23 protein-coding genes are annotated in these 23,912 nt (G+C 74.5%); 8 read left to right on the top strand and 15 right to left on the bottom strand.

The window, feature by feature from the left end; all coding sequences use genetic code 11:
- Positions 1-57: 57 nt before the first annotated feature.
- Positions 58-429 (bottom strand): cupin domain-containing protein, encoded by a 372-nt coding sequence (locus EAH89_RS09915; protein ID WP_140882655.1) that lies wholly within the window; start codon positions 427-429, stop codon positions 58-60.
- Between the two features lie 270 nt (positions 430-699).
- Between EAH89_RS09915 and EAH89_RS09910 the strand changes: the two genes are divergently transcribed.
- Both EAH89_RS09910 and EAH89_RS09905 read left to right on the top strand, forming a co-directional pair.
- Entirely contained in the window at positions 700-2,127 is a 1,428-nt protein-coding gene (locus EAH89_RS09910) for a CoA transferase (protein WP_140882654.1), read from the top strand.
- A 69-nt stretch (positions 2,128-2,196) separates the two neighbouring features.
- Positions 2,197-2,574, top strand: a complete 378-nt coding sequence (locus EAH89_RS09905; protein ID WP_140882653.1) for a hypothetical protein — start codon at positions 2,197-2,199, stop codon at positions 2,572-2,574.
- Positions 2,575-2,599: 25 nt separating this feature from the next.
- Here EAH89_RS09905 and EAH89_RS09900 read toward each other — a convergent pair whose 3' ends face one another.
- Complete coding sequence (locus tag EAH89_RS09900; RefSeq protein WP_140882652.1) at positions 2,600-3,586, bottom strand: SGNH/GDSL hydrolase family protein; 987 nt, start codon at positions 3,584-3,586, stop codon at positions 2,600-2,602.
- A 192-nt stretch (positions 3,587-3,778) separates the two neighbouring features.
- Here EAH89_RS09900 and EAH89_RS09895 point away from each other — a divergent pair, with 192 nt between their 5' ends.
- Complete coding sequence (locus EAH89_RS09895) at positions 3,779-4,762, top strand: Bug family tripartite tricarboxylate transporter substrate binding protein (protein WP_140882651.1); 984 nt, start codon at positions 3,779-3,781, stop codon at positions 4,760-4,762.
- Between the two features lie 42 nt (positions 4,763-4,804).
- On the opposite strand, the gene EAH89_RS09890 is transcribed toward EAH89_RS09895, so the two are convergent.
- The 7 genes from EAH89_RS09890 to EAH89_RS09860 form a co-directional block, all read right to left on the bottom strand.
- Entirely contained in the window at positions 4,805-5,737 is a 933-nt protein-coding gene (locus EAH89_RS09890; RefSeq protein ID WP_206667495.1) for a dihydrodipicolinate synthase family protein, read from the bottom strand.
- Between the two features lie 12 nt (positions 5,738-5,749).
- Positions 5,750-7,126, bottom strand: coding sequence for an NAD(P)H-dependent oxidoreductase (locus EAH89_RS09885; RefSeq protein ID WP_140882649.1), 1,377 nt, complete (start codon positions 7,124-7,126; stop codon positions 5,750-5,752).
- Positions 7,127-7,133: 7 nt separating this feature from the next.
- Positions 7,134-8,885 (bottom strand): IlvD/Edd family dehydratase, encoded by a 1,752-nt coding sequence (locus tag EAH89_RS09880; RefSeq protein WP_140882648.1) that lies wholly within the window; start codon positions 8,883-8,885, stop codon positions 7,134-7,136.
- Between the two features lie 79 nt (positions 8,886-8,964).
- Entirely contained in the window at positions 8,965-10,497 is a 1,533-nt protein-coding gene (locus EAH89_RS09875) for a tripartite tricarboxylate transporter permease (RefSeq protein WP_140882647.1), read from the bottom strand.
- Positions 10,498-10,508: 11 nt separating this feature from the next.
- The gene (locus EAH89_RS09870; RefSeq protein WP_140882646.1) at positions 10,509-10,991 is read right to left on the bottom strand and encodes a tripartite tricarboxylate transporter TctB family protein; all 483 of its coding nucleotides are present in this window, start codon (positions 10,989-10,991) and stop codon (positions 10,509-10,511) included.
- A 25-nt stretch (positions 10,992-11,016) separates the two neighbouring features.
- Positions 11,017-12,018 (bottom strand): Bug family tripartite tricarboxylate transporter substrate binding protein, encoded by a 1,002-nt coding sequence (locus EAH89_RS09865; protein ID WP_140882645.1) that lies wholly within the window; start codon positions 12,016-12,018, stop codon positions 11,017-11,019.
- 61 nt (positions 12,019-12,079) lie between these two features.
- Entirely contained in the window at positions 12,080-13,111 is a 1,032-nt protein-coding gene (locus EAH89_RS09860; RefSeq protein WP_241666939.1) for a 4-hydroxythreonine-4-phosphate dehydrogenase PdxA, read from the bottom strand.
- Between the two features lie 96 nt (positions 13,112-13,207).
- On the opposite strand from EAH89_RS09860, the gene EAH89_RS09855 reads away from it, so the two are divergent.
- Both EAH89_RS09855 and EAH89_RS09850 read left to right on the top strand, forming a co-directional pair.
- Positions 13,208-13,903, top strand: a complete 696-nt coding sequence (locus EAH89_RS09855) for a GntR family transcriptional regulator (RefSeq protein ID WP_140882644.1) — start codon at positions 13,208-13,210, stop codon at positions 13,901-13,903.
- Between the two features lie 121 nt (positions 13,904-14,024).
- Positions 14,025-14,798: a hypothetical protein gene (locus EAH89_RS09850; protein WP_140882643.1), complete on the top strand. Its 774-nt coding sequence runs from the start codon at positions 14,025-14,027 to the stop codon at positions 14,796-14,798.
- A 19-nt stretch (positions 14,799-14,817) separates the two neighbouring features.
- Here the strand turns inward: EAH89_RS09850 and EAH89_RS09845 are convergent, their stop codons facing one another.
- Entirely contained in the window at positions 14,818-15,792 is a 975-nt protein-coding gene (locus EAH89_RS09845) for a Bug family tripartite tricarboxylate transporter substrate binding protein (protein WP_140882642.1), read from the bottom strand.
- A 50-nt stretch (positions 15,793-15,842) separates the two neighbouring features.
- Positions 15,843-17,057 (bottom strand): FAD-dependent monooxygenase, encoded by a 1,215-nt coding sequence (locus EAH89_RS09840; RefSeq protein ID WP_140882641.1) that lies wholly within the window; start codon positions 17,055-17,057, stop codon positions 15,843-15,845.
- A gap of 230 nt (positions 17,058-17,287) precedes the next feature.
- Here EAH89_RS09840 and EAH89_RS09835 point away from each other — a divergent pair, with 230 nt between their 5' ends.
- Positions 17,288-18,415 carry a glycosyltransferase gene (locus tag EAH89_RS09835; protein WP_140882640.1) on the top strand — a complete coding sequence of 376 codons (1,128 nt, stop codon included), beginning with the start codon at positions 17,288-17,290 and terminating at the stop codon, positions 18,413-18,415.
- On the opposite strand, the gene EAH89_RS09830 is transcribed toward EAH89_RS09835, so the two are convergent.
- The 3 genes from EAH89_RS09830 to EAH89_RS09820 are packed head-to-tail and all read right to left on the bottom strand — an operon-like array spanning position 18,393 to position 20,798.
- Positions 18,393-19,007 carry an SAM-dependent methyltransferase gene (locus EAH89_RS09830; RefSeq protein WP_140882639.1) on the bottom strand — a complete coding sequence of 205 codons (615 nt, stop codon included), beginning with the start codon at positions 19,005-19,007 and terminating at the stop codon, positions 18,393-18,395. The two genes, EAH89_RS09835 and EAH89_RS09830, sit on opposite strands and share 23 nt — an antisense overlap.
- Positions 19,004-19,768, bottom strand: a complete 765-nt coding sequence (locus tag EAH89_RS09825) for a PIG-L deacetylase family protein (protein ID WP_140882638.1) — start codon at positions 19,766-19,768, stop codon at positions 19,004-19,006. Before EAH89_RS09825 ends, EAH89_RS09830 begins: the two co-directional genes overlap by 4 nt.
- A gap of 4 nt (positions 19,769-19,772) precedes the next feature.
- Positions 19,773-20,798: an acyl-CoA dehydrogenase family protein gene (locus EAH89_RS09820; RefSeq protein WP_241666938.1), complete on the bottom strand. Its 1,026-nt coding sequence runs from the start codon at positions 20,796-20,798 to the stop codon at positions 19,773-19,775.
- 301 nt (positions 20,799-21,099) lie between these two features.
- Here EAH89_RS09820 and EAH89_RS09815 point away from each other — a divergent pair, with 301 nt between their 5' ends.
- Positions 21,100-22,005 carry an amidohydrolase family protein gene (locus EAH89_RS09815; RefSeq protein ID WP_206667494.1) on the top strand — a complete coding sequence of 302 codons (906 nt, stop codon included), beginning with the start codon at positions 21,100-21,102 and terminating at the stop codon, positions 22,003-22,005.
- A 12-nt stretch (positions 22,006-22,017) separates the two neighbouring features.
- Here the strand turns inward: EAH89_RS09815 and EAH89_RS09810 are convergent, their stop codons facing one another.
- Positions 22,018-22,692 carry a GntR family transcriptional regulator gene (locus EAH89_RS09810; protein WP_140882636.1) on the bottom strand — a complete coding sequence of 225 codons (675 nt, stop codon included), beginning with the start codon at positions 22,690-22,692 and terminating at the stop codon, positions 22,018-22,020.
- A gap of 98 nt (positions 22,693-22,790) precedes the next feature.
- On the opposite strand from EAH89_RS09810, the gene EAH89_RS09805 reads away from it, so the two are divergent.
- The gene (locus EAH89_RS09805) at positions 22,791-23,885 is read left to right on the top strand and encodes an isocitrate/isopropylmalate dehydrogenase family protein (RefSeq protein ID WP_241666937.1); all 1,095 of its coding nucleotides are present in this window, start codon (positions 22,791-22,793) and stop codon (positions 23,883-23,885) included.
- Positions 23,886-23,912: the final 27 nt, after the last annotated feature.

Here is a 23,912-nt window from a genome sequence, read left to right as displayed (position 1 = left end):
GTCATCCTCCGGTTGTCTGGTCCTGATCGTCGCGCCGCGGGGCCGCGGCCCAGCCCCTCAGGGCGTGCCGAAGCCCTGGCCCGGCACGCGGTACTCCGGGCGGGGCGGGGCGAAAATGTCGAGGACGCGCGCCCCCTCCGGTCCCGCGCGCATGGTGTGGGGCACGCCGCCGGGCGTGCGCCAGAAGTCGCCCTTCTTGACCGGGATCTCCTCGCCGCCCTGCACGCGCACGGCGCTGCCCTCCAGCAGCACGCCCCACTGCTCCTCGGAATGGCTGTGGAGCGTGCCTGCGGCGTTCGGCGCGATGGTGACGATGGACAGCATCGCGCCCTCGCCGGGGAAGATGCAGGCGTCGACGCCCGGCGCGAGGTCGCGTTGGATGCCGCCGGCCGGCGCATTGAGGTTGTGGAACTCGTCGAGCTGGCTCATCGCCGTCCGTCTTCTCCCGCGTCTCCCGCCATCCTCGCGCGCCCTGGGCCGTGGCGGACCGGCCGGGGGGCTGCCGCGGGCACGGAACGGTGCCCGGCCCCGCGTCGCTCCAGCGCCGGAATGGAATCGGGGCGTCCCGGCAGGGTCGAGGCCAGACCAGCATTTCGCCACCCGCGGCGCAATCGAGGCGCGGCACGGGCGCCGGCGGGGATTGATTCGGCCGACGCCGGCCCGCAGCCTGGGGCCTCGCGAACGCCGGACCTGCCCAGGATGCCGCTGCCCCCCACGCCCCTCGCCGCCCTCCTCGGCGAAGCCCTGGACGCCCTGGCGCTGCCGCCGGCGGCCGCCGGGCGGCTGCGGGTCACGGGCGACGGAAGCCTGCCATCCTGCTTCCCGGTCACGGATCTGGCGGTGGCGGCCATCGGCGCCGCGGGGCTCGCCGCGTCGGAGCTGCTGGGCCTGGACGGCCGAACCCCGCCGCCGGTCACGGTCGACCGCCGCCTCGCCTCGGCCTGGTTCGCCGTGTCGCTGCGGCCGCAGGGTTGGTCGCTGCCGTCCCCCTGGGACCCGATCGCCGGCGACTACCGCTCGGCCGACGGGTGGATCCGTCTCCACACCAACGCGCCGCACCACCGCGCGGCCGCCCTGGCGGTGCTCGGCTGCGCGCCGGAGCGGGAGGGGGTGGCGGCCGCGGTGGGGCGCCGGGACGCGGCGGAACTGGAGGCGGAGGTGCTGCGCGCGGGCGGCTGCGCCGCCGCCATGCACGGCCCGGCGGCATGGCGCGGCCACCCGCAGGGACGGGCGGTCAGGGACGAGCCGCTTGTCCGGAGCGAGACCACCGGCCGGCCCGCCGTCGCGGCCGGGCCGCGGCTGCCCGACCCGGACCGGCCCCTCGCGGGGATCCGGGTGCTCGACCTGACCCGCGTGCTGGCCGGCCCGGTCGCGACCCGCTTCCTGGCCGGCCTGGGGGCCGAGGTGCTGCGGATCGACCCGCCGGGCTGGGACGAGCCGGCCGTGGTGCCCGACGTCACCCCCGGGAAGCGCTGCGCGCGGCTCGACCTCCACCGGGCGGCGGACCGGCAGACCTTCGAGACGCTGCTGGCCGGCGCGGACATCCTCGTGCACGGCTATCGCCCGGGCGCGCTGGAAGGGCTGGGCTACGGGGAGGCGCAGCGGCGCGCGATCAACGCCGCCCTGATCGACGTCTCGCTCTGCGCCTACGGCTGGAGCGGGCCCTGGGCGGCGCGGCGCGGCTTCGACAGCCTCGTGCAGATGTCGTCCGGCATCGCCGCGGCCGGGATGGCCTGGAAGGGCGCCGACCGGCCCGTGCCGCTGCCGGTGCAGGCGCTGGACCACGCGACCGGCTACCTCATGGCCGCGGCCGCCCTGCGCGGCCTCGCCGGCCGCTGGCGGGACGGCCGACCCGCCACCGCCCGGCTCTCCCTCGCGCGGACGGCGCTGCTCCTCGCCGACCATGCCGGGTCCGACGCGGGGCCCGCGCTCCGGGAACCGTCGGAGGACGATGCCGAGCCGACGGTCGAGCACACGCCCTGGGGCCCGGCCTTGCGGCTCCGCTCGCCGGTCGCGATCGGCAACGCGCCCCTGCAATGGGACCGGCCGGCGGCGGAACTCGGCTCGTCGGACGCCGCCTGGGAGAAGCCAGGGCCGGGCGCGCGACCAGCGACGGTTCAGGGTTGAAATCCATCATCACGGACGATACCATCACTTTCTCGTGATGTTCTCGCCGACCCTTGGTGGAGCCGCGCCTTGACCGACCGCGACAGCAAACGCCTCCTTTCCGCCTTCGGCCTGGAGAGCACGGCGAACCACCCGGACGCCGTCCTCCTGGCGGCGATCGACCGCTACATCGGGATGCGCGACGAGATGGCCGCCAAGGTGCGGGCGCGGGGGAACGCCGAGCCCGCCCGGTCCGGCACCACCTGGCGCGCGCTCGACGCCCTCGAGGCGGAGATCGGCCGCATCCCCGCGGCCACGTCCCTCGGGGCACGCGCCAAGCTCGGCCTAGCGCTGGACCTGTTCCCCCGGGACGGCCGGGTCTACGCCATCCCGGCCTCCGCCCTCCGGGACTACCTCGCCGCCATGGACGCCGAGGCCGCCGAGGGCAAGCGGGCCGCGGACCGCTAGGCCCGACCCCGGGCCGGACCGCGCGTCAGGCCGCCCGCCGGCGCCGCACGGCGGCCAGCCCGGCGAGGCCGACGCCGAACAGGGCAAGGGACATCGGCTCCGGCACGGCGGTCGGCGACACCAGCCCGGCGAGCTGCTCGCCGACGAGGCGGTGCACGGCGGTGGTCACGTGGACGCTGTCCCAGAAGACGTACTGGTCCGGGTTGGCACAGACCGTCCCGTTCGCGACGCAGGTGTCGGTCGCGTTGGTGAAGCCGTAGTCGCGGAAGTTGGCGATGATGGTGTCGAGGATGGCGCCGCGCTCCACCGCGAAGACATCCGCCGAGAGCGTCGTGGCGAGCGAGGCCGCGAGGGAGCGGTAGGCGGTGTTGAGGCTTCCCGACAACTGACCGTAGAGCTCCGCCCGCGCGGGCTGCGCGACGGGCAGCGTGCCGATGTTGTTGATGGTGGAGACCGCGACGTGCTCCGCGCCGAGGCCGACGAGGGTCCGCACCTCGGAGGCGACGCTGCTGACCGCGTTCGGCACGACGGTCGCGGGATCGGTTCCGAAGAAGCCGGTGCGCAGGATGTCGTTCCCGCCGCCGATGATGAGGAACAGGGTCGTGGCGGGGTTGAAGGAAAGGCTGCCGGCGCTAACGCGCGCCTGGAAGTCGCCGACCTGGTCGAGGATGCCGTAGCCGTTGCCGAGGGCGGGCACGTTGTTCCGCGTGTCCGTCAGCGAGCCGCCGATCGCGAAGTTGAGGCTCTGGTTCCCCGCCGAGGGGTTCTCGGAATAGGTCAGGGGGATGCCGAGGCTGCGCGCCATGTACTCCACGGCGACTGGGCCGTTCGAGTAGCGCTGGGCGTAGGGCGGGCTTTGCGGCGTCGTGCCGTTGGTCAGGGCGTAGATGTTGCCGCTGTCGGATTCGCTCGCGCCGAAGACGAAGAGGCTGTCGTAGGTCGCGCCCATCGCCGGCGCGGCGGCAAGCCCCGCGACCACGATGGCGGCCGCCCATGCGCGAACAGAATTCATGCACGTTTCTCCCGGATCCGTCCCGCTCGAAAGGCGGACTTGCCGGACCGTAGCGCGAGCCCCGCGCCGGGGCCCGATCACATCAAGATCATTCCTCCTCGCGACGCTCCCGTGCCGGTTGCGCAACGGCGGTGCTTGCGCCCGCCGCGCGGTGGCGCAACCATCGCCGGAAAAACAGGGGAGGTCGTCGCCATGTACCGCCGCGCCGTGCTCGGATCCGCCCTCGCGGCCTCGCTGGCCGCGCCCGCCCTCGCCTACCCCGACCGCGCCGTCACCCTGGTCACGGGCTTCGCGCCCGGCGGGTCCACCGACGTGACGGCGCGGCTGGTCGCGGACCGGCTGGGCCCCGCGCTGTCCGGCGGCCGGGTCGTCGTCGAGAACCGCCCGGGCGCGGCCGGCGTGGTCGCCAGCGACTGGCTCCGCCGCCAGCCGCCGGACGGCTACACGCTGATGCTCGTCGAGGCCTCCTCCCACGCGCTCGCCCCGAACGCGGTCCAGGGCGGCACGCGCTACGACGTCATGGTCGACTACACCCACATCGCCATGATCGGCACGGGCCCCATGATCATGGTCGTGCCCCCCGGCTCTCCCGCGCGCACCACCGCCGAGGCGATCGCGCGCTTCCGCGAGGCCTCGCCGGAGACGCTGCCCTTCGCCTCCTCCGGCGTCGCCTCTATGCCGCATCTCTCGGCGGAGATGGTGGCCGCGGTCATCGGGCTCGGCGGCCGCTTCCCGCACGTGCCCTACCGGTCCGGCGGGCAGATGGTGGAGAGCATCGCGCGGGGCGAGACCCAGTGGGGCGTGGCGGTGCTCGCCTCGGCGGCTGGGCAGGTGAACGACGGGCGCGTGCGCGCCGTGGCGGTGACGGGCCTCGAGCGCTTCCCCTCCTTCCCCGACGTACCGACCCTGAACGAGTCCGTCCTTCCCGGCTTCGACCTCGAGAACTGGTTCGCCGTCATCGGCCCGCGGGGGCTGCCGCCCGAGGTCACGGCGGCGGTCAACCGCGCGATCCGCGCCGCGATCGCCGAGCCGCGGCTGAGGGAGCGCCTGCTGACGGCCGGCGTCGCGCCGTGGACGCGGCCGAACGAGCCGCGCGACGCCGAGGCCTTCCTCGGGGCCGAGCTCGCGAAGTTCCGCGGCGTCGTGGAGCGGACCGACGTGCGCCTGGAACCCTGAGCGGCGGCGGCCCCGCCGGGACGCGGCCGTCCGCCGCGCGCCTCACCGCCCCCAGCGCAGCACCCGCGCGCCCGCGCGCGCCGCCACCTCGATCAGGCCGGCGCGCGTGGCGGGGTGCAGCGGCGCGAGCGGCGCGCGCGGCGCGTCGCAGGCGATGATCCCGCCCTCCTTCATCAGCGCCTTGGCCGCGAGCAGGCCGCATTGCCGGTTCTCGTAGTTGATGAGCGGCAGCCAGCGCTGGTAGGCCTCGGCCGCCTCGTCCCGCCGCCCGTCCCGGTAGGCGTCCACGATCTGGCGGATGCCGTCGGGGTAGCCGCCACCCGTCATCGCGCCGGTGGCCCCGGCGTCGAGGTCCGCCATGAGGGTGATCGCCTCCTCCCCGTCCCAGGGGCCCTCGATGGCGTCCCCGCCGAGCTGCAGCAGCTCGCGCAGCTTCGCGGCGGCGAAGGGCACCTCCACCTTGAAGTAGGAGACCTGCTCGATCTCGCGCGCGAGGCGGGCGAGGAACGGCGCCGAGAGCGGGGTTCCGCTGACCGGCGCGTCCTGGATCATGATCGGGATCCCGATCGCGTCCGACACGCCGCGGAAGAAGTCGTGGATCCGCGCCTCGGGGACACGGATGGTCGCGCCATGGTAGGGCGGCATCACCATCACCATGGCGCCGCCGGCTGCCTGGGCTTGGCGGGAACGCTCGGCGCAGACGCGGGTGGAGAAATGCGTGGTGGTCACGATAACCGGCACGCGCCCGGCCACGTGATCGAGGATCGCCCCGGTCAGCACCTCGCGCTCGTGGTCCGAGAGGACGAACTGCTCCGAGAAGTTCGCAAGGATGCAGAGGCCGTCGGAGCCCGCGCCGATCATGAAGTCCACGCAGCGCTTCTGCCCCTCGAGGTCGAGCTCCCCGGCCTCGTCGAAAATCGTGGGGACCACGGGGAAGACGCCCCGGTAGCGCGGGCGGGTCTGGCTCATCGGCATTCTCCGGACGGATCAGGCAGCAGGAAGAGGGGTGTCGCGGCGAAGCGCCTGCAGGAGCGATCCGTCGAGCTCCACCGCGCTCTCGGGGACGAGGCTGCCGCGCGCCACGTCGCGGCGCAGCGGCTTGTTGGCGGCGAGGTAGAAGGGCGCGAGGCCGTCCGCCTCGCCGGCCGGCAGAAGCAGGGCCGTGCAGTCCTCCATGACGTGGTGGTGGCCGCCCATGCGCAGCACCTCGCCCGCTTGGAAGTCGCGGTCGGCCCGCGCGACCATGACCGCCTGCACGCGCTGCCGGTCGCCGCCCGAGGGCCGGCCGTGGAGCACGGCGGAGAGAAGCGACAGCGGCGTCTCCACGCCCATGAGGTGGTAAGGAAGGAAGATGCAGGCGTGGCGCCCGTCGCGCGACACGACGTGGCCCTTCCCGCGCAACGTCTCCCAGGTCGCGGGGTCGGCGCAGCGGACGACGACGAAGACGCCGCCGCCGAAGCTCACCTCGTCCGGCCTGCGGATGAGGTTGAACACGTCCACCACGCCGGTGCGGTCCAGCACGCCGCCGCTCGCGCGGGGCACGAAGATGTCCGCCAGCTCCGTGATCCGGCAGAGCGGGTAGCTGAGCGCGTCGCGCGACGGAAGCAGCCCTGTGGAGTTGGCGACGACGTTCATCTCGCAATAGTCGGGCGTCGCGCTCTGCGGCAGCGCCGCCAGGGCTTCCGCCCGGCGCGCCAGGGTCGCGGCCACGTCGTCGCCGAGTTGCCAGAGGCCGGCCAGGGCCGGCGCCTCGCACTCACGGTCCGTCCAGGCGACGCGCCCGGTCGCGGGGTCGAAGACAAAGTCGTACTCGCTGGATTTGCCGGCGGCGACCACCTCCAGCCCCAGCTGCCGCGCCCAGGTGACCAGGCCGATGAGGTTCGCGGGCTGGTCGCCCTCGGCCGTCGTGTAGACGAGCCCCCGCGCCGACGCGCGCTGGTTGAGGTGCGGCCCGACGACCGAATCGACCTCCTTGCTGACCATCGCGACATGCGCGCCCCGCTCGATCGCGTCGAGCGCGACGCGGGCGCCGACCTCGGGATGGCCGGTCGCCTCCACCACGACGTCGTGCGGCACCGCGCCCAGCAGGGCGTGGTCGCGCACCACGGCGATGCGTCCCTCCCGCGCGGCGGCGGCGGCCGCAGCCGCGTCCTCGCAGACGGCTGCGGCGTCCTCGGGGAAGCGGAGCTCCCGCAGCAGGGTCACGACGCCCGCCGGGTCCAGGTCGCAGAGGACGGCGGGCTGCAGCCAGGGGAGGAGGCGGACCTGGCCCAGCAGCGTGCGGGAGAAGCCCCCTTTCGCCCCCGTCAGGGCGAAGCGGATGCGACGGTCGCCGAGGTCGCGGAACAGGATCTCGTGGTTCACGGTCGGCTCAGTGGTTGTCGCGCGCGACCGGCGAGCCGCTGCCACCGACGAGGAAGTCGAGGTCCACGCCCCTGTCCGCCCCCTGCACGTGCTCGACATACATGCGGGTGTAGCCGCGCTCGGCCAGCGGCGTCGGCGGCGGCGACCAGGCGGCGCGGCGCGCGGTGAGAACCGCGTCCTCGACATGCAGGTGCAGGCTGCGCGCCGCCACGTCGAGCGTGATGAGGTCCCCGTTCTCGACGAGCGCCAGGTTGCCGCCCGCCATCGCCTCGGGCGCGACGTGCAGCACGACGGTGCCGTAGGCGGTGCCCGACATGCGCGCGTCGGAGATGCGGATCATGTCCCGCACGCCCTGGCGGAGCAGCTTGGGCGGCAGGGGCATGTTCCCCACCTCCGCCATGCCGGGGTAGCCTTTCGGCCCGCAGTACTTGAGCACCATGACGCAGCTCTCGTCGATGTCGAGCGCCTCGTCGTTGATGCGCGCGTGCAGGTCCTCGATGCTCTCGAAAACCACCGCGCTGCCGGTGTGGCGCAGCAGGTGGGGCGAGGCGGCGGAGGGCTTGATGACCGCGCCGTTCGGGCAGAGGTTTCCGCGCAGGATGGCGATGCCCGCCTGGGGCTTGAAGGGCGCGTCATAGGCGTGGATCACGTCGCGGTTCCAGCACTCCGCGTCCGCCACGTTCTCGGCGAGGGTCCGGCCGTTGGCGGTCGGCGCGTCGTTGTGCATCAGCCCGCGCTCGACGAGCTCGCGCAGCACGACAGGCAGGCCGCCGGCGTAGTAGAAGTCCTCCATCAGGTGCTCGCCGGAGGGTTTGAGGTTCACGAGGCAGTTCACCTCGCTCGCCAGCCGGTCGAAGTCCTCGAGGTCGAGCGGCACGCCGATGCGCCCGGCGATGGCGAGCAGGTGCACGACGGCGTTGGTCGAGCCGCCGATCGCGGCGAGGGTGCGGATCGCATTCTCGAAGGCCTGACGCGTCAGGAGCTTCGAGAGCCGGAGGTCTTCGCGCACCATCTCGACGATCCGCCGCCCGGCGAGGCGCGCCAGCTCGTTGCGGCGGGCGTCGGGGGCGGGGATGGCGGCGTTGCCGGGCAGGCCGACGCCGAGCGCCTCCACCATCGAAGCCATGGTGGAGGCCGTGCCCATCGTCATGCAGGAGCCGGCCGAGCGCGACATCGCGGCCTCGGCCTCGTGGAACTGGCGCAGCGTGATCTCGCCGGCGCGGAGCTGCTCGCTCATGGAGATGGTGTTCGTGCCCGAGCCGATCTTCTGCCCGCGGTAGTGGCCGTTCAGCATCGGCCCGCCCGAGACGCCGATGGTCGGCAGGTCGACGCTCGCCGCGCCCATCAGCAGGGCGGGCGTGGTCTTGTCGCAGCCCATCAGCAGCACGGCGCCGTCGATCGGGTTGGCCCGCAGCGCCTCCTCCACGTCCATGGAGGCGAGGTTGCGGTAGAGCATCGCGGTCGGGCGCATCTGCGTCTCGCCGAGGCTGAGCACCGGGAACTCGAGCGGGTAGCCGCCCGCCTCCAGCACGCCGTAGCGGACGTGCTCCGCGATGGTGCGGAAGTGGCCGTTGCAGGGCGTCAGCTCGGACCAGGTGTTGCAGATGCCGATGACGGGCCGGCCGTCGAACTGGTCGTTGGGCAGGCCGCGGTTGCGGAGCCAGGAGCGGTAGTAGAACCCCATCTTGTCCTGGCGGGCGAACCAGGCGCGGGAACGCAGCTCCCCGGGCTTGCGATGATCGTTCGCGTCGTCGGTCAAGTCGTCGGTCCTCTCTGCGGGACGGGGTGGCGGCGCGCCCGCGTCGGCGGGGCGGGTGCTCGGAAGGGGGGGCGGAAGGCTAGGCGCCGGGCTCCGGCGGCGCCAGCCTCATCGCCTTGCTCGTCCGCCGCCAGCCCAGCAGCGCCGAGGCCAGGGGCCAGAGCAGGAAGAGAGCGGCGATGGTGGAGAGCGTGCCCACCAGCGGGTTCGACCAGAGTACCCCGAGCGAGCCGCTGGACATGAGCATGGACTGGCGGAAGGCGTCCTCGGCCTTGTCGCCGATGACCATGGCCAGCACGAGCGGCGCGAGCGGGTAGTCGAGCTTCTTCATCAGGTAGCCCGCGACGCCGAACGCGACCGCAAGCCAGAGGTCGAAGGGTGCGCCGGCCACGGTGTAGGCGCCGACGAGGCAGACCGTGACGATGACTGGCCCGATGATGGAGAAGGAGACGGAGAGCATCGCAGCGAAGAGCGGCACGGTGGCGAGGGCCAGGATCACGCCGATGACGTTGCCGAGGTACATCGAGGCGATCATGCCCCAGACGAAGTCGCGCTGCTCGATGAACAGCATGGGGCCGGGGTTGAGGCCCCAGATCATCAGGCCGCCGAGCATCACCGCCGAGGTGGCGGAGCCAGGGATGCCGAGGGAGAGCATGGGCAGCATGGCCGAGGTGCCGGCGGCGTGGTCCGCGGTCTCCGGCGCGATCACCCCCTCGGGCTCGCCCTGGCCGAAGCGGACGCCGTTGCGCGAGGTGCGGCGCGCCAGTCCGTAGGACATGAAGGAGGCCGCCGTGGGCCCGCCGGGGGTGATGCCCATCCACACGCCGACCGCGCTGCCGCGCAGCACCGCCACCCAGTAGCGGGGCATGCTGGCCAGGGCGCGCAGCATGCCCCGCGGGTCCAGCCGGCCGCTGGCGCCCTTGAACTCGGGTCCCTCCTCGATGGTGAGCAGCAGCTCGCCGAGCCCGAAGAGGCCGATGACGACGACGAGGAAGGAGATGCCGCGGATCAACTCGGGGATGTCGAAGGTCAGGCGCATGGAGCCGGACACCGTGTCCATCCCCATCATCCCGAAGCCGAAGCCCAGCGCGAGCGAGACGATCGTCTTGAGCGGCGCGCCGCCGCCGAAGGCGATGAAGGAGGCGAAGGCAAGGAGGTAGACCGCAAAGTATTCCGGCGGCCCGAAGCGGAGCGCGAAGGAGGCGACCGCGCTCGAGAGAAGGGTGATGACGACGATGCCGACGAGCGCGCCGATGCCGGCGGAGACGAAGGCGTAGGTCAGCGCCTCGCTCGCTCTTCCCTGGCGCGCCATCGGGTAGCCGTCGAAGGTGGTCGCGACCGAGGAGGGCTCGCCCGGGATGTTGAAGAGGATGGATGTGGTGGAGCCGCCGAAGAGCGCGCCCCAGTAGAGGCTGGTCAGAAGGATGATGGCCGAGACCGGGTCCATCGAGAAGGTGAGCGGCAGCAGCAGCGTGACGCCGTTCGGCGCGCCGAGCCCGGGCAGAACGCCGACCAGGATGCCGAGCAGGACGCCGGCGACCATGAGCAGGAGGTGGTGCGCGGTCAGCGCGACGGAGAAGCCGTGCATCAGCGCGTCGAGGTTGGACAGCATCGGCGCGCCCCTCAGCCCAGGCCCAGCATGACTTCGAGCGGGCCCTTCAGCAGCGGGACGGAGAACCACCGCTCGAACACGACGAAGGTGACGGCCGTGACGCCGATCGCAACCCCGAGCGCCACCGTCCAGCGGCGCCCGCCCGCGAAGCGGATGGCGCCCAGGAGGTAAAGGGCCATGGCGACGTAGAGGCCGAGCCACTGCGCGACGAGGACCATCCCCAGGATGGGCAGCCCGAAGCGCAGAACCCGCGCGCCGCCCTCCCCCTCGACCACCACGACGCGCGAGAGCGCCACCCGCGCGCGCCAGGCGTTCAGCGCGACGAGAGCCGAGGCCGCCATCAGGATCAGCGACACGCGGAGGGGAAAGAACCCGGCCTGCGGGCCGTCGGACGTCCAGCCGGTATCAAGATCGGCCGTGCCACGGAGGCCGACGAGCCCGACGAGGAAGACGCAGGCGGCAAAGCCCAGCTCGAGGTGCAGTCGGCGCAGCATCAACCCGCCCTCCCCACGCCGGTTGTCAGTTCACCAGCCAGCCTTCGGGGCCGTAGAGCTCGCGGGCCGAGCGCTCCTCCCGCTCCATCATCTCGCGCATCTCGGCCGGCGCCAGAAGGGCGGCGCTCTGGGCTGTGCGCTGGATGTAGTCCTTCCACTCCGGCGTCTCGCTCACGCGGCGCATCACGTCGGTCCAGTAGGCCTGGGCCGCGGGGGGAACGGTCGGCGGCAGGAAGACCGTGCGCGGCATGCGGAACTCCTCCACCGCGATGCCCTGGCTGGCACAGGTGGGCACGTCGGACCAGGACTGAGTCTCGGTCACGCGCGGGCCGACCGGCAGCGGTTCCCGGCGGAAGACGCAGACCGGGCGCACCTGACCGCCGCGCCAGCCGCCGACGCTCTCGGAGGGGTTGTTGGTGTTGGCGTCGATGTGCCCGCCGGCGAGCTGCACGCCCACCTCCCCGCCGCCGCGGAAGGGGATGTAGGTGAAGCGCGTGCCCGTCGCCTTCTGGATCAGCAGGGTCAGCGTCTGGTCGGTGTCGCGCGTCTGGCTGCCGCCCATGCGCAGCGCGCCCGGCCGCTCGCGCGCCGCGGCGACGAGGTCGGCGCCCGTGCGGTGGGGGGCGTCTTCCTTAACCCAAAGCATGAACTCGTCGAAAGCCATCGCCGTGACCGGCGTCAGGTCCAGCGGCTTCCAGGCGACCCGGGCGACGAGCGGAAGCAGCCACTCGTTGTTCGTCCCGAAGATCACCTTGTGCGGGTCGCCCTGCGCGCCGCGGCCGTAGACGAAGCCCTCGGCGCCCGATCCCGCCCCCTTGTTGGTGACGACGATGGAGGTGGGAACGAGGTTGTGGCGCGTGATCGCCGCCTGCACCGTGCGGGCGAAGAGGTCCGTGCCCCCGCCTGCACCGGAGGTGACCACGAACTCCACCGGGCGGGTCGGCTGCCAGGCGGGCTGGGCCGCCGCCGGGAGCGCCACGCTCAACGCGGTGCCGATGACGGCGGCCGCCTTGGGGAACATCCTCATGAACTCTCCTCCTGGACGGGGTCCGTGCGCCCTTTGCGGGTCTGCGCGTCGGCGTGGTGCGCTAGGCGGCCGCGGCGGCCTCCCGGCCGGCCATGCGCGCGGCCAGCAGCATGGCGTTCCTCATGGCGCCGGGATGGGCGATCCCCTTGCCGGCGATGTCGTAGGCCGTGCCGTGCGCGGCCGTGCAGATCGGGAAGGGAAAGCCCCCCATCAGCGTGACGCCCGCGTCGAAGCCGATGAGCTTCATCGCGATCTGGCCCTGGTCGTGGTACATCGTCAGCACGGCGTCGAAGTCGCCGCGCCGGGCGCGCAGGAAGACGGTGTCAGCGGGGAACGGGCCGTCGCAGCCGATCTGCGCGCGCTTCCCCTCCTCCACCGCCGGGGCGATCACCTCGATCTCCTCGCGCCCGAAGTTGCCGTTGTCGCCGGCATGGGGGTTCAGCGCGGCCACCGCGATGCGGGGCCGGGCGATCCCCGCCGCGCGCAGCGCGTCGTCGGTCAGCCGCAGGTTGTCCAGGATGCCCTGCCGGGTGAGCAGCCCGGCCACGTCCTTCAGCGGCACGTGGGAGGTCACGCGGGCGTTCCAGAGGCCGTCGAGGACGTTGAACTCCTTCGCCACGCCATGAAAGCCGATCGCCTCCGCGCTGAAGCCGATCTCGTCGTCGTAGCCGGGGGTGACGAGGCGCATCGCCGCCTTGTTGAAGGGCGTGAAGCAGACCGCGTCCGCCTCCCCGCCCGCCGCCATCGCCAGCGCGCGGCGGAAGTTCACTGTGGCGAAGCGCCCGCTCGCCTCCGAGATCTCCCCGAGCGGGATCTCCGCGGGGTCGCAGTGTTGCAGGTCGATGAGGAGGGGCCGGCCGGCCCGCCGCGGCCGGGGCTCGCCGTCCCGGGCCACGTCGATGTCGAGAGAGACGCTGGCGACGCGGGCACCTTTCGCCAGGACCCGCTCTTCCCCGATCACGGTGATCTCGGCCGCCGCGCGCACGCCCTCGTCCGCGAGGACCTTCGCCGTCAGCTCGGGCGAGATGCCCGCCGCGTCGCCCATGGCGAGCGCGAGGCGGGGACGATAGGCCACGGCCACTTCCTGGATCATCGCCCTCTCCCCGCCGCTTCATTCTTCGAAGTGTATGCAGTATGCAAGGCCTACCGAGGCGTGCCCGGTCCGTCAAGCGGCCGCAGGGGTGGCAGAATGCAAACCGAGACGATCCCGGCCGCGGCGCCGGGGACGGACAGCGCGACGGACGGCCGCATCGTCCGCCGGCCCCTGCAGGAGGAGGTCGCGGCGAGGCTGCGGGACCTCATCACGCTCGGCAGCATCCCGGCGGGCGAGCGGCTGAACGAGGTGGTGCTGGGCGCCCGCATGGGCGTCTCGCGCACGCCGATGCGGGAGGCCATCCGTCTGCTGGCAGGCGAGGGCCTGGTGGAGCTGGTTCCCGCGCGGGGCGCGGTGGTCCGGAAGCTGAGCGCCAAGGACGTGTCCGACAGCCTCGTCGTCCTCCGGTCCATGGAGGAGCTCGCCGGCCACCTCGCCTGCCGGGAGGGCACGGCCGGGGGCATCGAGGCGGTCTGCGCCCTCCACCGCGCGATGCTGGAGCGGTACGCCGCGCGCGACCCACTGGCCTATTTCAAGATCAACCAGGCCATCCACTCGGCCATCGTCGCGCTCTCCGGCAACGCGACGCTCGCCTGGACGCACGAGGTCATCCAGGCGCGCATGAAGCATATCCGCTTCATCGGCAACGCGGAGCCGGACAAGTGGGCCGGCGCCGTGGAGGAGCACGAGGAGATGATCCGCGCCCTCCGGGCCCGCGACGGCGCCCGGCTGGCGGCGGTGCTGGGCCTGCACCTCGACCGGACATTCGACCGCGTGCGGGCGATGCTGTAGGCGGACCCGCCCCCCTCCCGCCGCGCGCCGGCCGGGGGAGGAGCATTCCACGGCCGTCCGGCGCAAGGTGGCCCGCGCCCGGCACCCTCCGCCCGCCGCCGCCCGTCGAGAGAGACCCTGCATGCCCCCCCGCCGAACCCGCACGAGCCGCCTCCGCCTGAGCTCCCTCCTCGGCCTCGGCCTGCTCGCGGCCGCGCCGGCCGCCCGCGCCACGGACATTGACGATCTCGACGTCTTCCTGCCGACCACGCTGGAGGACGCCTTCACGGGCGAGCCGAAGCAGGGGGAGGCGCAGACAGGCCTCCGCTTCGACCGCCGGCGCGGCCATGACGACCTGCTGATCTTTCCCCAGTTCCAGGCAAGCCCAGCGAACGGCCTCCTGCTGAACTTCAGCCTTCCCTACGTCGTGGGCTCGGGGAACCGGGCGAACCAGGGCGAGGTGAGCGCCGGCGCGCTCTACAACCTCAACCGCGAGACGCGCTGGCTGCCCGCCTTCGCGGTGGCCGTCGACGCCAGCGCGCCGGTCGGGCCGGGCGACCGCGCGACCCAGCTCCAGTTCACCGGCGTCGCGAGCCGCACCATCGACCCCGCCGGCAACAAGCGCCTGCACCTCAACGCGTCCTGGATCACCCGCTTCGCGCCCTCCGAGGACGAGCGGCACAACCGCTACCGCGTGGTCGCGGGCTACAGCCAGCGTCTCGGCAACGACACTGCGCTCATCCTCGACTACGTGCGCGAGCGGCAGGAGCGTCGCGAGCGGGACGCCAACGTCATCGAGATCGGCTTCCGGCAACGGCTGAGCGAGGGGGTGACGCTGGGCTTCGGCGGAGGCGCCGGGATCGGCCGGGACTCCCCCCGCTACCGCGCGCTGCTCAGCCTGGAGGTCGACCTCTAGGCGGCACGCCCCGGCGGGATCAGAGCCGCAGCCCCGTGCGGCGCACGGCCTCGCCCCAGAGCCGGGATTCCGCGGCGATGAAGGCCGCGGCCTCGTCCGGCGCGTTCGCGACGGGCTTGACCGCCTGCTCGACGAAGCGCCGCTCCACCTCCGGCTGCCGGATGACCGAGACCGCGTCCCGGTTCACCCGCTCGATCACCGCGTCCGGCGTGCCGGCCGGCGCCATCAGCGCGTACCAGGCGATGGCGGAGAAGCCGGGCAGCCCGGCCTCGGCGACCGTCGGCACGTCCGGCAGCTGCGGCGCGCGCTCGGCCTGGCAGAGGGCGAGGATCCGCGTGGAGCCGGCCAGGTGAAAGGAGAGCGAGGAGGAGAGGTTGTCGAAGAGAAGGTCGACATGCCCCGCCACGAGGTCGTTCAGCGCAGGCGCCGTGCCGCTGTAGGGCACGTGGTTGAACCTCACGCCCGCCGCCGCCTCGAACATCGCGGCGGTGAGGTGGGACGTGGTGCCCAGCCCCTGGTTGGCCGCGTTGATGCCGCCCGGCTTCGCCCGGGCCAGGGCGATGAGCTCCGCGAGGCTGCGCACCTCCATCCGGTTGGAGACCTCCACTACGTTCGGCGAGGTGCCCATGATGGTGATGGCGCGCAGCCGCGCCGGGTCGAAGGGGAGGCGCGCGTAGAGGTGCTGGTTGATGGCCAGCGGCGGCGGCGGCGAGGCCAGCAGCGTGGTGCCGTCCGGCTCGGCGTTCGCGAGATGCGCCGTGCCGATGTTCCCCGCGGCGCCCGGGCGGTTTTCGATGACCACGGGCTGCCGCCACATCGCCCGCAGCCCCTCCGCCACGAGGCGCGGGACGGAATCGGCCGTGCCGCCCGCGGGGAAGGGCACGATGATCCGCACGGGCTGGGCCGGCCAGCCCGCCTGGGCCTGGCCGCGCTGCGGGACCAGGGCCGGGAGGCCCGCCGCCCCGAGGACCGCGCCGAACGCACGACGCCGCATGCTCTTCCCTCCCTCGATCGTCCTACCCGCGCGGCCCCGGAGGGGGCGCGTCAGGTCAGCGCGACCTCCAGCCCGGCCGAGACGTCCCGCCCTTCCCGGAAGGCGAGGGCCGCGGCCTCGATGTCGTAGTCGTAGAGCTGGCGGCGGAACCGCGCCGCGTTGGCGATCTCCCGGTCGCGCTGCTCGAGGCTGCCCGAGCGGGAATCGTAGCGCAGGCCGTTGCGCCGCGCCTCGGCCTGGATGACGTCCGTGCGGACGCGCCGCAGCGCCTCGTAGCGCGGCAGAACACCCGGCACCTCCGCCGGGTCGCAGCCCTCGAGGAGCACCGCGAGGGCGACGCCGTCCTCGATCGCCTGGTTGGCGCCCTGGCCGAGATGCGGGAGCATCGGGTGCGCGGCGTCGCCGAGCAGGGCGAGGCGCCCCCGGGTCCAGGACGGCAGCGGGCGGCGGTCGTAGAGGCCCCACCAGAAGCAGCTCTCCACCTTCGACAGCAGCGCCGTCACCGGCGCGTCCCAGCCCGCGAAGGAGGCCGCCAGCTCGTCCCGGTCGCCGACCGCGGACCAGGATTCGACGGTCTGGTGGCTCGTCGGCACGAAGCCGACGTAGTTCAGGAGCTGCCCGCCGCGCACAGGGAAGACCATGAAGTGCTTCCCGTCGCCCATCCAGACCTGGTGCGCCTCCTCCCGCCAGCCCGGCAGCCGGTCGCGCGGGACGAGGCCGCGGTAGGCGCGCGAGCCCGAGTACTCGGGCGGCATCGGCTCGACGACGTAGCGCTGCAGCGCCGAGTGGATGCCGTCGGCCGCGACCACGAGGTCGGCCTCCGCCGTGCGGCCGTTCTCGAAGCGAAGCCGCGCGGTGTCCCCGTCCTGCTCCAGGGCGGTGCAGCGATGGCCGGTGCGGATGGCCTCGCGCGGCAGGGCGGCGGCGAGCGTGTTCAGCAGGTCGGCCCGGTGCATGCCGTACATGCCGTTCCAGCCGCTCGAGTCCGTCGTCGGGATCGGGCCGACGACCGTGCCGTCCATCCGGCAGTAGCGCGAGGCGGGGCCGACCTTGCCGCCCAGCCGCGCCAACTCCGGACCGAGCCCGAGGCGCTCCATCTGGCGAAGGCTGTTCGGGAAGATGAAGACGCCGGCGCCGACCTCGCCCAGCGCGTCGGCCCGCTCGAAAACCGTCACCCGGTGGCCCCGGCGGAGCATCGCGTTCGCCGCGGCCAGGCCGCCGATGCCGCCCCCCACGATCGCAACGTTCAACGGCCTGGCGGGCATGGCGCGTTTCCTCCGGGTTCCTCAGGCCCGGGCGCGGGTCCCGGGGCGCGGACACTCTGGCGCCCCGGCGCGGGCGCGCAAGGGCCTTCGATTCCTCGCCTTTACGTCCGCTAACATGGATCAAAGTCCCGTGCTCGATCCCGACCGCACCTCGGCAAGCGTCGTTACGGTGCCACGTCCCCGCGAGGCCTGCGCTCCGGGCGCCGTGGCCGGCGACGTTCGGAGATCGGATGCACGACAAGGAAGGGGCGGCGGTGCCGCCCGACGAGCGGTTGCGCGGCGCCTCCGCCGTAATCGCCATCCCCGCTCGTGACGAGGAAGCCTGCCTGCCCGCCTGCCTGCTGGCGCTGGACGGGCAGCGCGACGCCCGCGGCCGCCCGCTGCGCCCGGGGTCCTTCGCCGTGCTCCTGCTGGCGAACAACTGCCGGGACCGGACCGCGGAGGTCGCGCGCGGCCTCGCGCCCGGCCTGTCCTACCCGCTCCTCGTGCGGGAAGCCGTGCTCCCGGCGGCGCGCGCCCATGCCGGCGGGGCGCGCCGGGCCGCGATGGACGCCGCGGCCGAGCTGCTGGCCGGCGGCCCGCCGGGCGCGGCCATCCTCACCACCGACGCGGACGGGCGGCCCGACCCGGGCTGGCTCGGGGCCAACCTTGCGGCGCTGGCGGCCGGCGCCGAGGCCGTGGCCGGCACCATCCGGCCGGCCCTCGACGAGTGGGGGGCGCTGCCCGAGGCGCTCCGTGAGCGCGAGCAGCGCGAGGCCCGCTACGCCGCCCTGCTCGACGAGCTGGCGGCGCGCCTCGACCCCGACCCGCACGACCCCTGGCCGCGGCACGGGATCCACTCCGGCGCCTCAATCGCCCTCACGCTCGACGCCTACCGCCGCATCGGCGGGCTGCCGCTGGTGCCGTCGGGGGAGGACCGGGCCCTCTTCGCCGCGCTCCTTCGGGCGGACATGCGGGTCCGCCACTGCCCGGACGCCCGCGTGACGGTCTCCTGCCGGCTCGACGGGCGGGCGGCGGGGGGCATGGCCGACACCATGCGGCACCGCCTGCAGGACGAGGACGCGGCGCCCACCGACCCGCGGCTGGAGCCGGTGCGCGACGCCTTCCGGCGCTTCCGCCGCCGCCGCGCGCTCCGCCGGCTGCGCGCCGGGCGCGGCGACCCGCGGCGGCTGGCCCGCGCGCTGGGCCTTGGGGTCGATCGGCTGGTGGACATCGCGGCGCGGCGCGGCTTCTGGCGCGCCTGGGAGGAGCTGGAGACGGCCGCCCCGGCGCTCAGCCGCCGCGCGCTCCCGGCCGGCGCGCTCCTCGCCGAGACGGCGCGGGCCGCGGCGCTCCTCAGCGCCCTGCGGGGGGCCTGAGCCCGGGAGCCTGGAGGAGGTCGAGCCGGTAGCGCTCCGCGCGCTCCGCCCGGCGGACCTCCAGGCCGGGCGAGGCCGCGACGAAGCGCTCCACCGCCTCGTCGCCGGAGAGGGGGTAGTCGGTCTCGCCGGTCCAGTGGACCAGCAGGACGTCCCCGCCGGGCGCGAGGGAGGCCGCGACGCGCGCGGCCAGCCGCTCCACGTCGGGCGGGCTGAGGTAGTAGACGACCTCCGACAGCAGGATCAGGTCGAAGGGCGCCGCGTCCTCCGGCCAGGCCGCCGGCACGCCGGCGAGGGCGAAGGCGACGTGGGGCTGGCCGGCCAGCCGCTCGCGGGCGCGGCGGAGCGGCGCCTCGGCCGCGTCCAGGGCGAGCAGCGCCTCGCAGCGCGGGGCGAGGTCCGCCGTCAACACCCCGATGGAGCAGCCGACCTCCAGCGCCCGGGCGTAGCGCGCACACGGCAGGGCGGCGAGGGTGGCGTCGTACTTGCCGCGCTCGTAGTCGCTCGTCTCGAAGCGCCAGGGATCGGGGTCGCGCGCGTAGAGCGCGTCGAAGTACTCGGCCGGCAGGGAACGGTTCGCGCGCTCGCTCACGGCGGCTCCTCCAGGAACAGCTCGAAGGGTCGGAAGGCGAGGGAGAGCGCCGCCTCGGGCAGGGCGAAGCCCCCGGGATCGTCCGTGATCACGCGTCCGAGCTGGGAGGCATGGCCGGCGACCGCCGCCCGCTTGGCCGCGAGCCAGGGCCCGGCCTGGAAGCGGACACCGCGCGGCGGCCCTTCGAGCTCCGGCTCGGGCGGCAGCGGGAAGCCGGGGACCGGGTGCGCGTGGGCGAGCCCCCAGACGGGATAGGCCAGCAGGCGGGCGCCCGGCACGCCGCGCCGCAGCGCCTCGGCGAGCCGCCAGGTCGCGACGTGGTCCCGGTGCGGGTCGTGCCGCCAGGTCGCGAGGATGGTGGCGGGGGCGGGGTCCTCGCGGAGCCGCGCCAGCGCCGCCTCGAAGGCGGGCCCGCCCTCCGGCACGGCGGCGTCGGGCAGCCCGAGGAAGAGGAGGTCCCGCGCGGGGTCGAGGCCGAGGGCGGCGACGGCCGCGCGCGTCTCCTCCTGCCGCAGCGCGGCCAGCCTCGCCCGCGGGTAGGCGCGGGAATGGGGGTGCGACATGCCGCCGTCGCTCACCACGGCGACGCGCACCGTCCGCCCGGCCGCCGCCAGGGCCGCGAGCAGCGCGCCGCAGCCGAGGCTCTCGTCATCGGGATGCGGCGCGAGGACGAGGACCGGGCCGTCGCCCACGACAAGGCTGGGATCATCGAGGAGCGGCAGGTCGCGCTCCGCGGCCCGGAGCCAATCGCCCGCGCGCACCCCGTCAGTCCCAGAGGTCGCCGGGGTGGCCGGGCGCCTCGAGGACGTGCCGCGCCGCGGCGGCGAGGGCGCCGTCCGGGTTGGGCTGGCGGAGGTAGGTGGCGAGGTCGCGCATGACGCGCTCGACCGGGTTCGGGCGCATGTAGGCGGAGAGGCCGACCGAGCGCGCGGCGAGCTCCAGCACGTCCAGCCCCGCGCGCTCCACCGCCAGACGGGCGAGGTTCACGAAGGCGATCGCGCCCTCGCCGGGGTCCTCCGCCGCCCGCGGCGCCTCGGCGCGCTCGGCCGCGGCCTCCACCCAGAGGCGGGCGGATTCCACCGCCAGCGCGGCCGTGCCGAGCCGGGCCGCCTGGTGCGGGTCGCCGCCGCGGCCGGTGCGGCGCAGGTGGTCGCGGAGGTGGCCGAGCACCGCCTCCGCGCCCCCGCAATGGACGGCGGCGAAGCGCCAGGCGCCGGCCGAGAAGTCCGGCTGGCGCGCGTAGTCGCCGGGCGAGCCGACGACCCGCTCCTCCCCCACGGCAAGCCCCGTGAAGTCCACCGCGCCGGTGGCCGAGGCCCGCATGCCCTGCGCCGTCCAGGGCGAGAGGTCGGCCCGCTCCGCCGGCGCGAGCGGGGCGAGGACCATGCGCGGCGGCGCCGCGGGATCGGCGGCGTCCCGCGCGGTGACGAGGGCGCGGGCGACGTGGCCCGCGCCGGAGCAGAGGATCTTCCGCCCGCGCAGCACGCCGTCGGCGCCGAGCGTCAGCGGCGCCTCGCCCGGCGCCTCGGTGTTCCAGACGCCGAAGAGAAGCCCGGCGCGCGCCTCCTCGGCGGCGAGGCGCACCGCGGCGGGCGCGCCGCGCCGCTGGACGAGGCGGAGTGCGTTGACGTGGCCCTCGAGGAGCCGGCCCAGAGGCAGGCTCGCGCGGCCGACGAGGCGGAGGGCGGTCGCGGTGTCGCGGGCGGCCAGGGGTTCCAGCCCCCAGCCCGCCCCACCCAGGCCGGTGGCGAGGGGCGCGGCGAGAAGCCCGGCCTCGCGCAGCGCCGCCACCGAGCCGGAGGGAAAGGCGCCGTCGTGGTCAAGCTCGGCCGCCTCCGCCAGGACGCCCGGCAGCAGCGCGCGCAGGGCGTCGAGGGGGCCGGGCCTGGCCTGGCTCCGCAGGGGTGTTGGGGGCGGGATGGGACGGTCTCCGAATGCGGTCGCAACGCGAGGGCGAAGGGCATGGTTGCCCGGCCCTGGCCGTTGGACAGGCCGGCCATCCTGGGGAACCTTCCCCCGGACAGAGAAAGACGGAGAGGGACGCCATGCACGCGAACGACATCACGAACGCCGCCCGGCGGAGGGCCGGCCGGTGAAGGCGGGCACGCCGGGCACGGTGATGGGCGTAGCCCACAGCCCCGTGGCCTTCGAGGTGCCCGCGGGCGCCTGCGACTGCCACGTCCACGTCTTCGGCCCGGCCGCGCGCTACCCGCTCGACCCGGCCCGCGCCTACACGCCCGGCGACGCCTCGGTCGAGGAGCTGCTGGCCCTGCACGACGCGCTCGGCATCGAGCGGGTGGTGATCGTGCATCCTAGCCCCTACGGCACGGACAACCGGTGCACGCTGGACGCGGCGCGCCGCCTGGGCGAGCGGGCGCGCGCGGTGGCGGTGATCGACGAGGGCACCGCCGACGCGGCGCTGGAGGGGATGCACGCCGACGGGGTGCGCGGCGTGCGCGTGAACCTCGAGACGGCCGGCCAGCACGACCCCGCCGCCGCCCGCTCGCTGCTGGAGAGGGCCGCCGCGCGGGTCGCGCCGCTCGGCTGGCACGTCCAGACCTACACCAACCTCGGCGTGATCGCGGCGCTGCACGAGGCCCTCCTGGCGCTGCCCGTGCCCCTCGTGGTGGACCATTTCGGCCGCGCCCGCGCGGCGCAGGGCCCGGGCCAGGTGGGCTTCGGCGCGCTGCTCTCGCTGCTGCGGGCCGGGCGGGCCTACGTGAAGATCTCCGCCCCGCACCGGATCTCGGACCAGCCCGGCGCCGCCGACGCCGGGGCGCTGGCGCGCGCCCTGTTCGAGGCCAACCCGGACCGGGTGGTCTGGGGCACCGACTGGCCCCATCCCGGCGGCGCCCGGCGCGACCCCGCGGCGGTCGAGCCCTTCGATCCCATCGACGACGGCGCCGCGCTGAGCCGGCTGGCCGACTGGTTCCCCGACCCGGTGGCGCGGCGGCGCATCCTCGTCGAGAACCCCGCGCGCCTCTACGGCTTCGGCTGAAGGCGCCGCGGCTCAGCCCTCCGCGCGCCCGTCGAGCTGGCGGAGCAGCCAGGCGATGCGGTGGCGCTGGGCGGAGCGCAGATGCGCCGCCATCGCCGCCTCCGAGGCCGCCCCGTCGCGCCGCTTGAGGGCCTCGAGCAGCGCGCGGTGCTCCTCGTGCGACTGCCGCGCGCGGGCGGGGTCGCCGAGCATCGTCGGCAGCAGCGCCATGTTGTCGGTGAGCTGCGCGAGGGCGCGGAGGAGGTAGCGGTTGTGCGCCGCCCGGTGCAGCAGGGCGTGCAGGCGAAGGTTGATGGCCGACAGCTCCGCCGGGCGGTCCAGCACCCGCCCCTCCCCGGCCACAAGCTGGGTGAGGGCCTCCAGCTCGGCCTCGCTGGCGTGCTGGGCGGCGAAGCGGGCGGCGGTGCCCTCCAGCACCTCCCGGATGGAGTAGAGCTCGATCACCTGCTGGTGGTCCGGCCGGCTGACGACGACGCCCCGCCGCGGCTCGTGGCTGACCAGCCCCTCCGTCTCCAGCCGGGTCAGCGCCTGGCGGATCGGCGTGCGCGAGATGCCGAGCCGCGCGACCAGCTCCGCCTCGGTTAGCCGGGTGCCGGGCGGCAGGGTCCCCTCCCGGATGGCGGCCTTCACCCGCTCGTAGGCGTCCCGCCCGAGGTCGGGCGTGGGGGGGCGGGCGGCGGGCTTCATGGGGCCTGGATAGGGCGCGCGGCCCTCCTCGCCAAGCGGCGCCTCGACAGGCCGGGATGCTCTGGGATACGAGGGTATCCGAACCGGACTGGATGCCGATGAGCCAGCGCAACGCCATGCACCTGATCGTCCTGCCCGGGGACGGCATCGGGCCGGAGATCACGGCCGCGACCGTGGGCGTGCTGGAGGCGGTCTCCGAGCGCTTCGGCCTCGGCCTGCGCCTCGAGCACGACATCGCCGGCCACGAGAGCCTCAGCCGCCACGGCACCACGGTGCGGCCGGAGTTGCTGGAGCGGGTGCGCGCGGCGGACGGGCTGGTGCTCGGGCCGATGTCCACCTTCGAGTACACGGACGAGAGCAAGGGCGGGATCAACCCCTCCATGTTCTTCCGCAAGAACCTCGACCTCTTCGCCAACATCCGCCCCGCCCGGACCTACCCGGGCGTCACCCACCACGCGGTCTCGGCGTTCGACCTCGTGGTGGTGCGCGAGAACACCGAGGGCTTCTACGCCGACCGCAACATGGAATCGGGCGGCAGCGAGATGTTGGTGACGCCGGATGTCTGCGTCTCGCTCCGCCGCATCACCCGCCCCTGCTGCGAGCGCATCGCGCGCGCGGCCTTCCGCCTGGCCATGACGCGCCGCAAGCGCGTGACGGCCGTGCACAAGGCCAACGTGCTCAAGATCGGCGACGGGATGTTCCTCGAGGAGTGCCGCAAGGTGGCCGCCGAGTTCCCCGAGGTGGCGCTGGACGAGATCATCATCGACGCGATGTGCGCCCATGTCGTGCGCGCCCCCGCCCGCTTCGACGTCGTCGTCACCACCAACATGTTCGGGGACATCCTGTCGGACCTGACGGCGGAGCTGTCGGGCAGCATCGGCCTCGGCGGGTCGGTGAACGCCGGCGCGCGCCACGCCATGGCGCAGGCCGCGCACGGCTCGGCGCCCGACATCGCCGGGCAGGACCGGGCGAACCCGCTCTCCCTCATCCTCTCCGCCGCCCAGCTCCTCGACTGGCATGCGGACCGGCTGGGAAGCCGCGCCTTCGGCGAGGCCAGCCGGGCGATCGAGGCGGCGGTGGCGGACGCCGTGGCGGCGGGGGAATCGACGGCCGATGTCGGCGGGCGGCTCGGGACGGCGGCGACGGGCGAGCGGATCGCGGCCCGCCTGCGCGCCCTGCCCGCGCTCGCCTGACCGCCGGGCCGGGACGGGAGGGGCCGG

The sequence above is a fragment of the Muricoccus nepalensis genome, assembly GCF_006438825.1.
GTDB lineage: Bacteria > Pseudomonadota > Alphaproteobacteria > Acetobacterales > Acetobacteraceae > Roseomonas > Roseomonas nepalensis.
The sequence above is the reverse complement of the archived record's forward strand: the minus strand, read 5'-3'. Positions and strand labels throughout refer to the sequence as shown.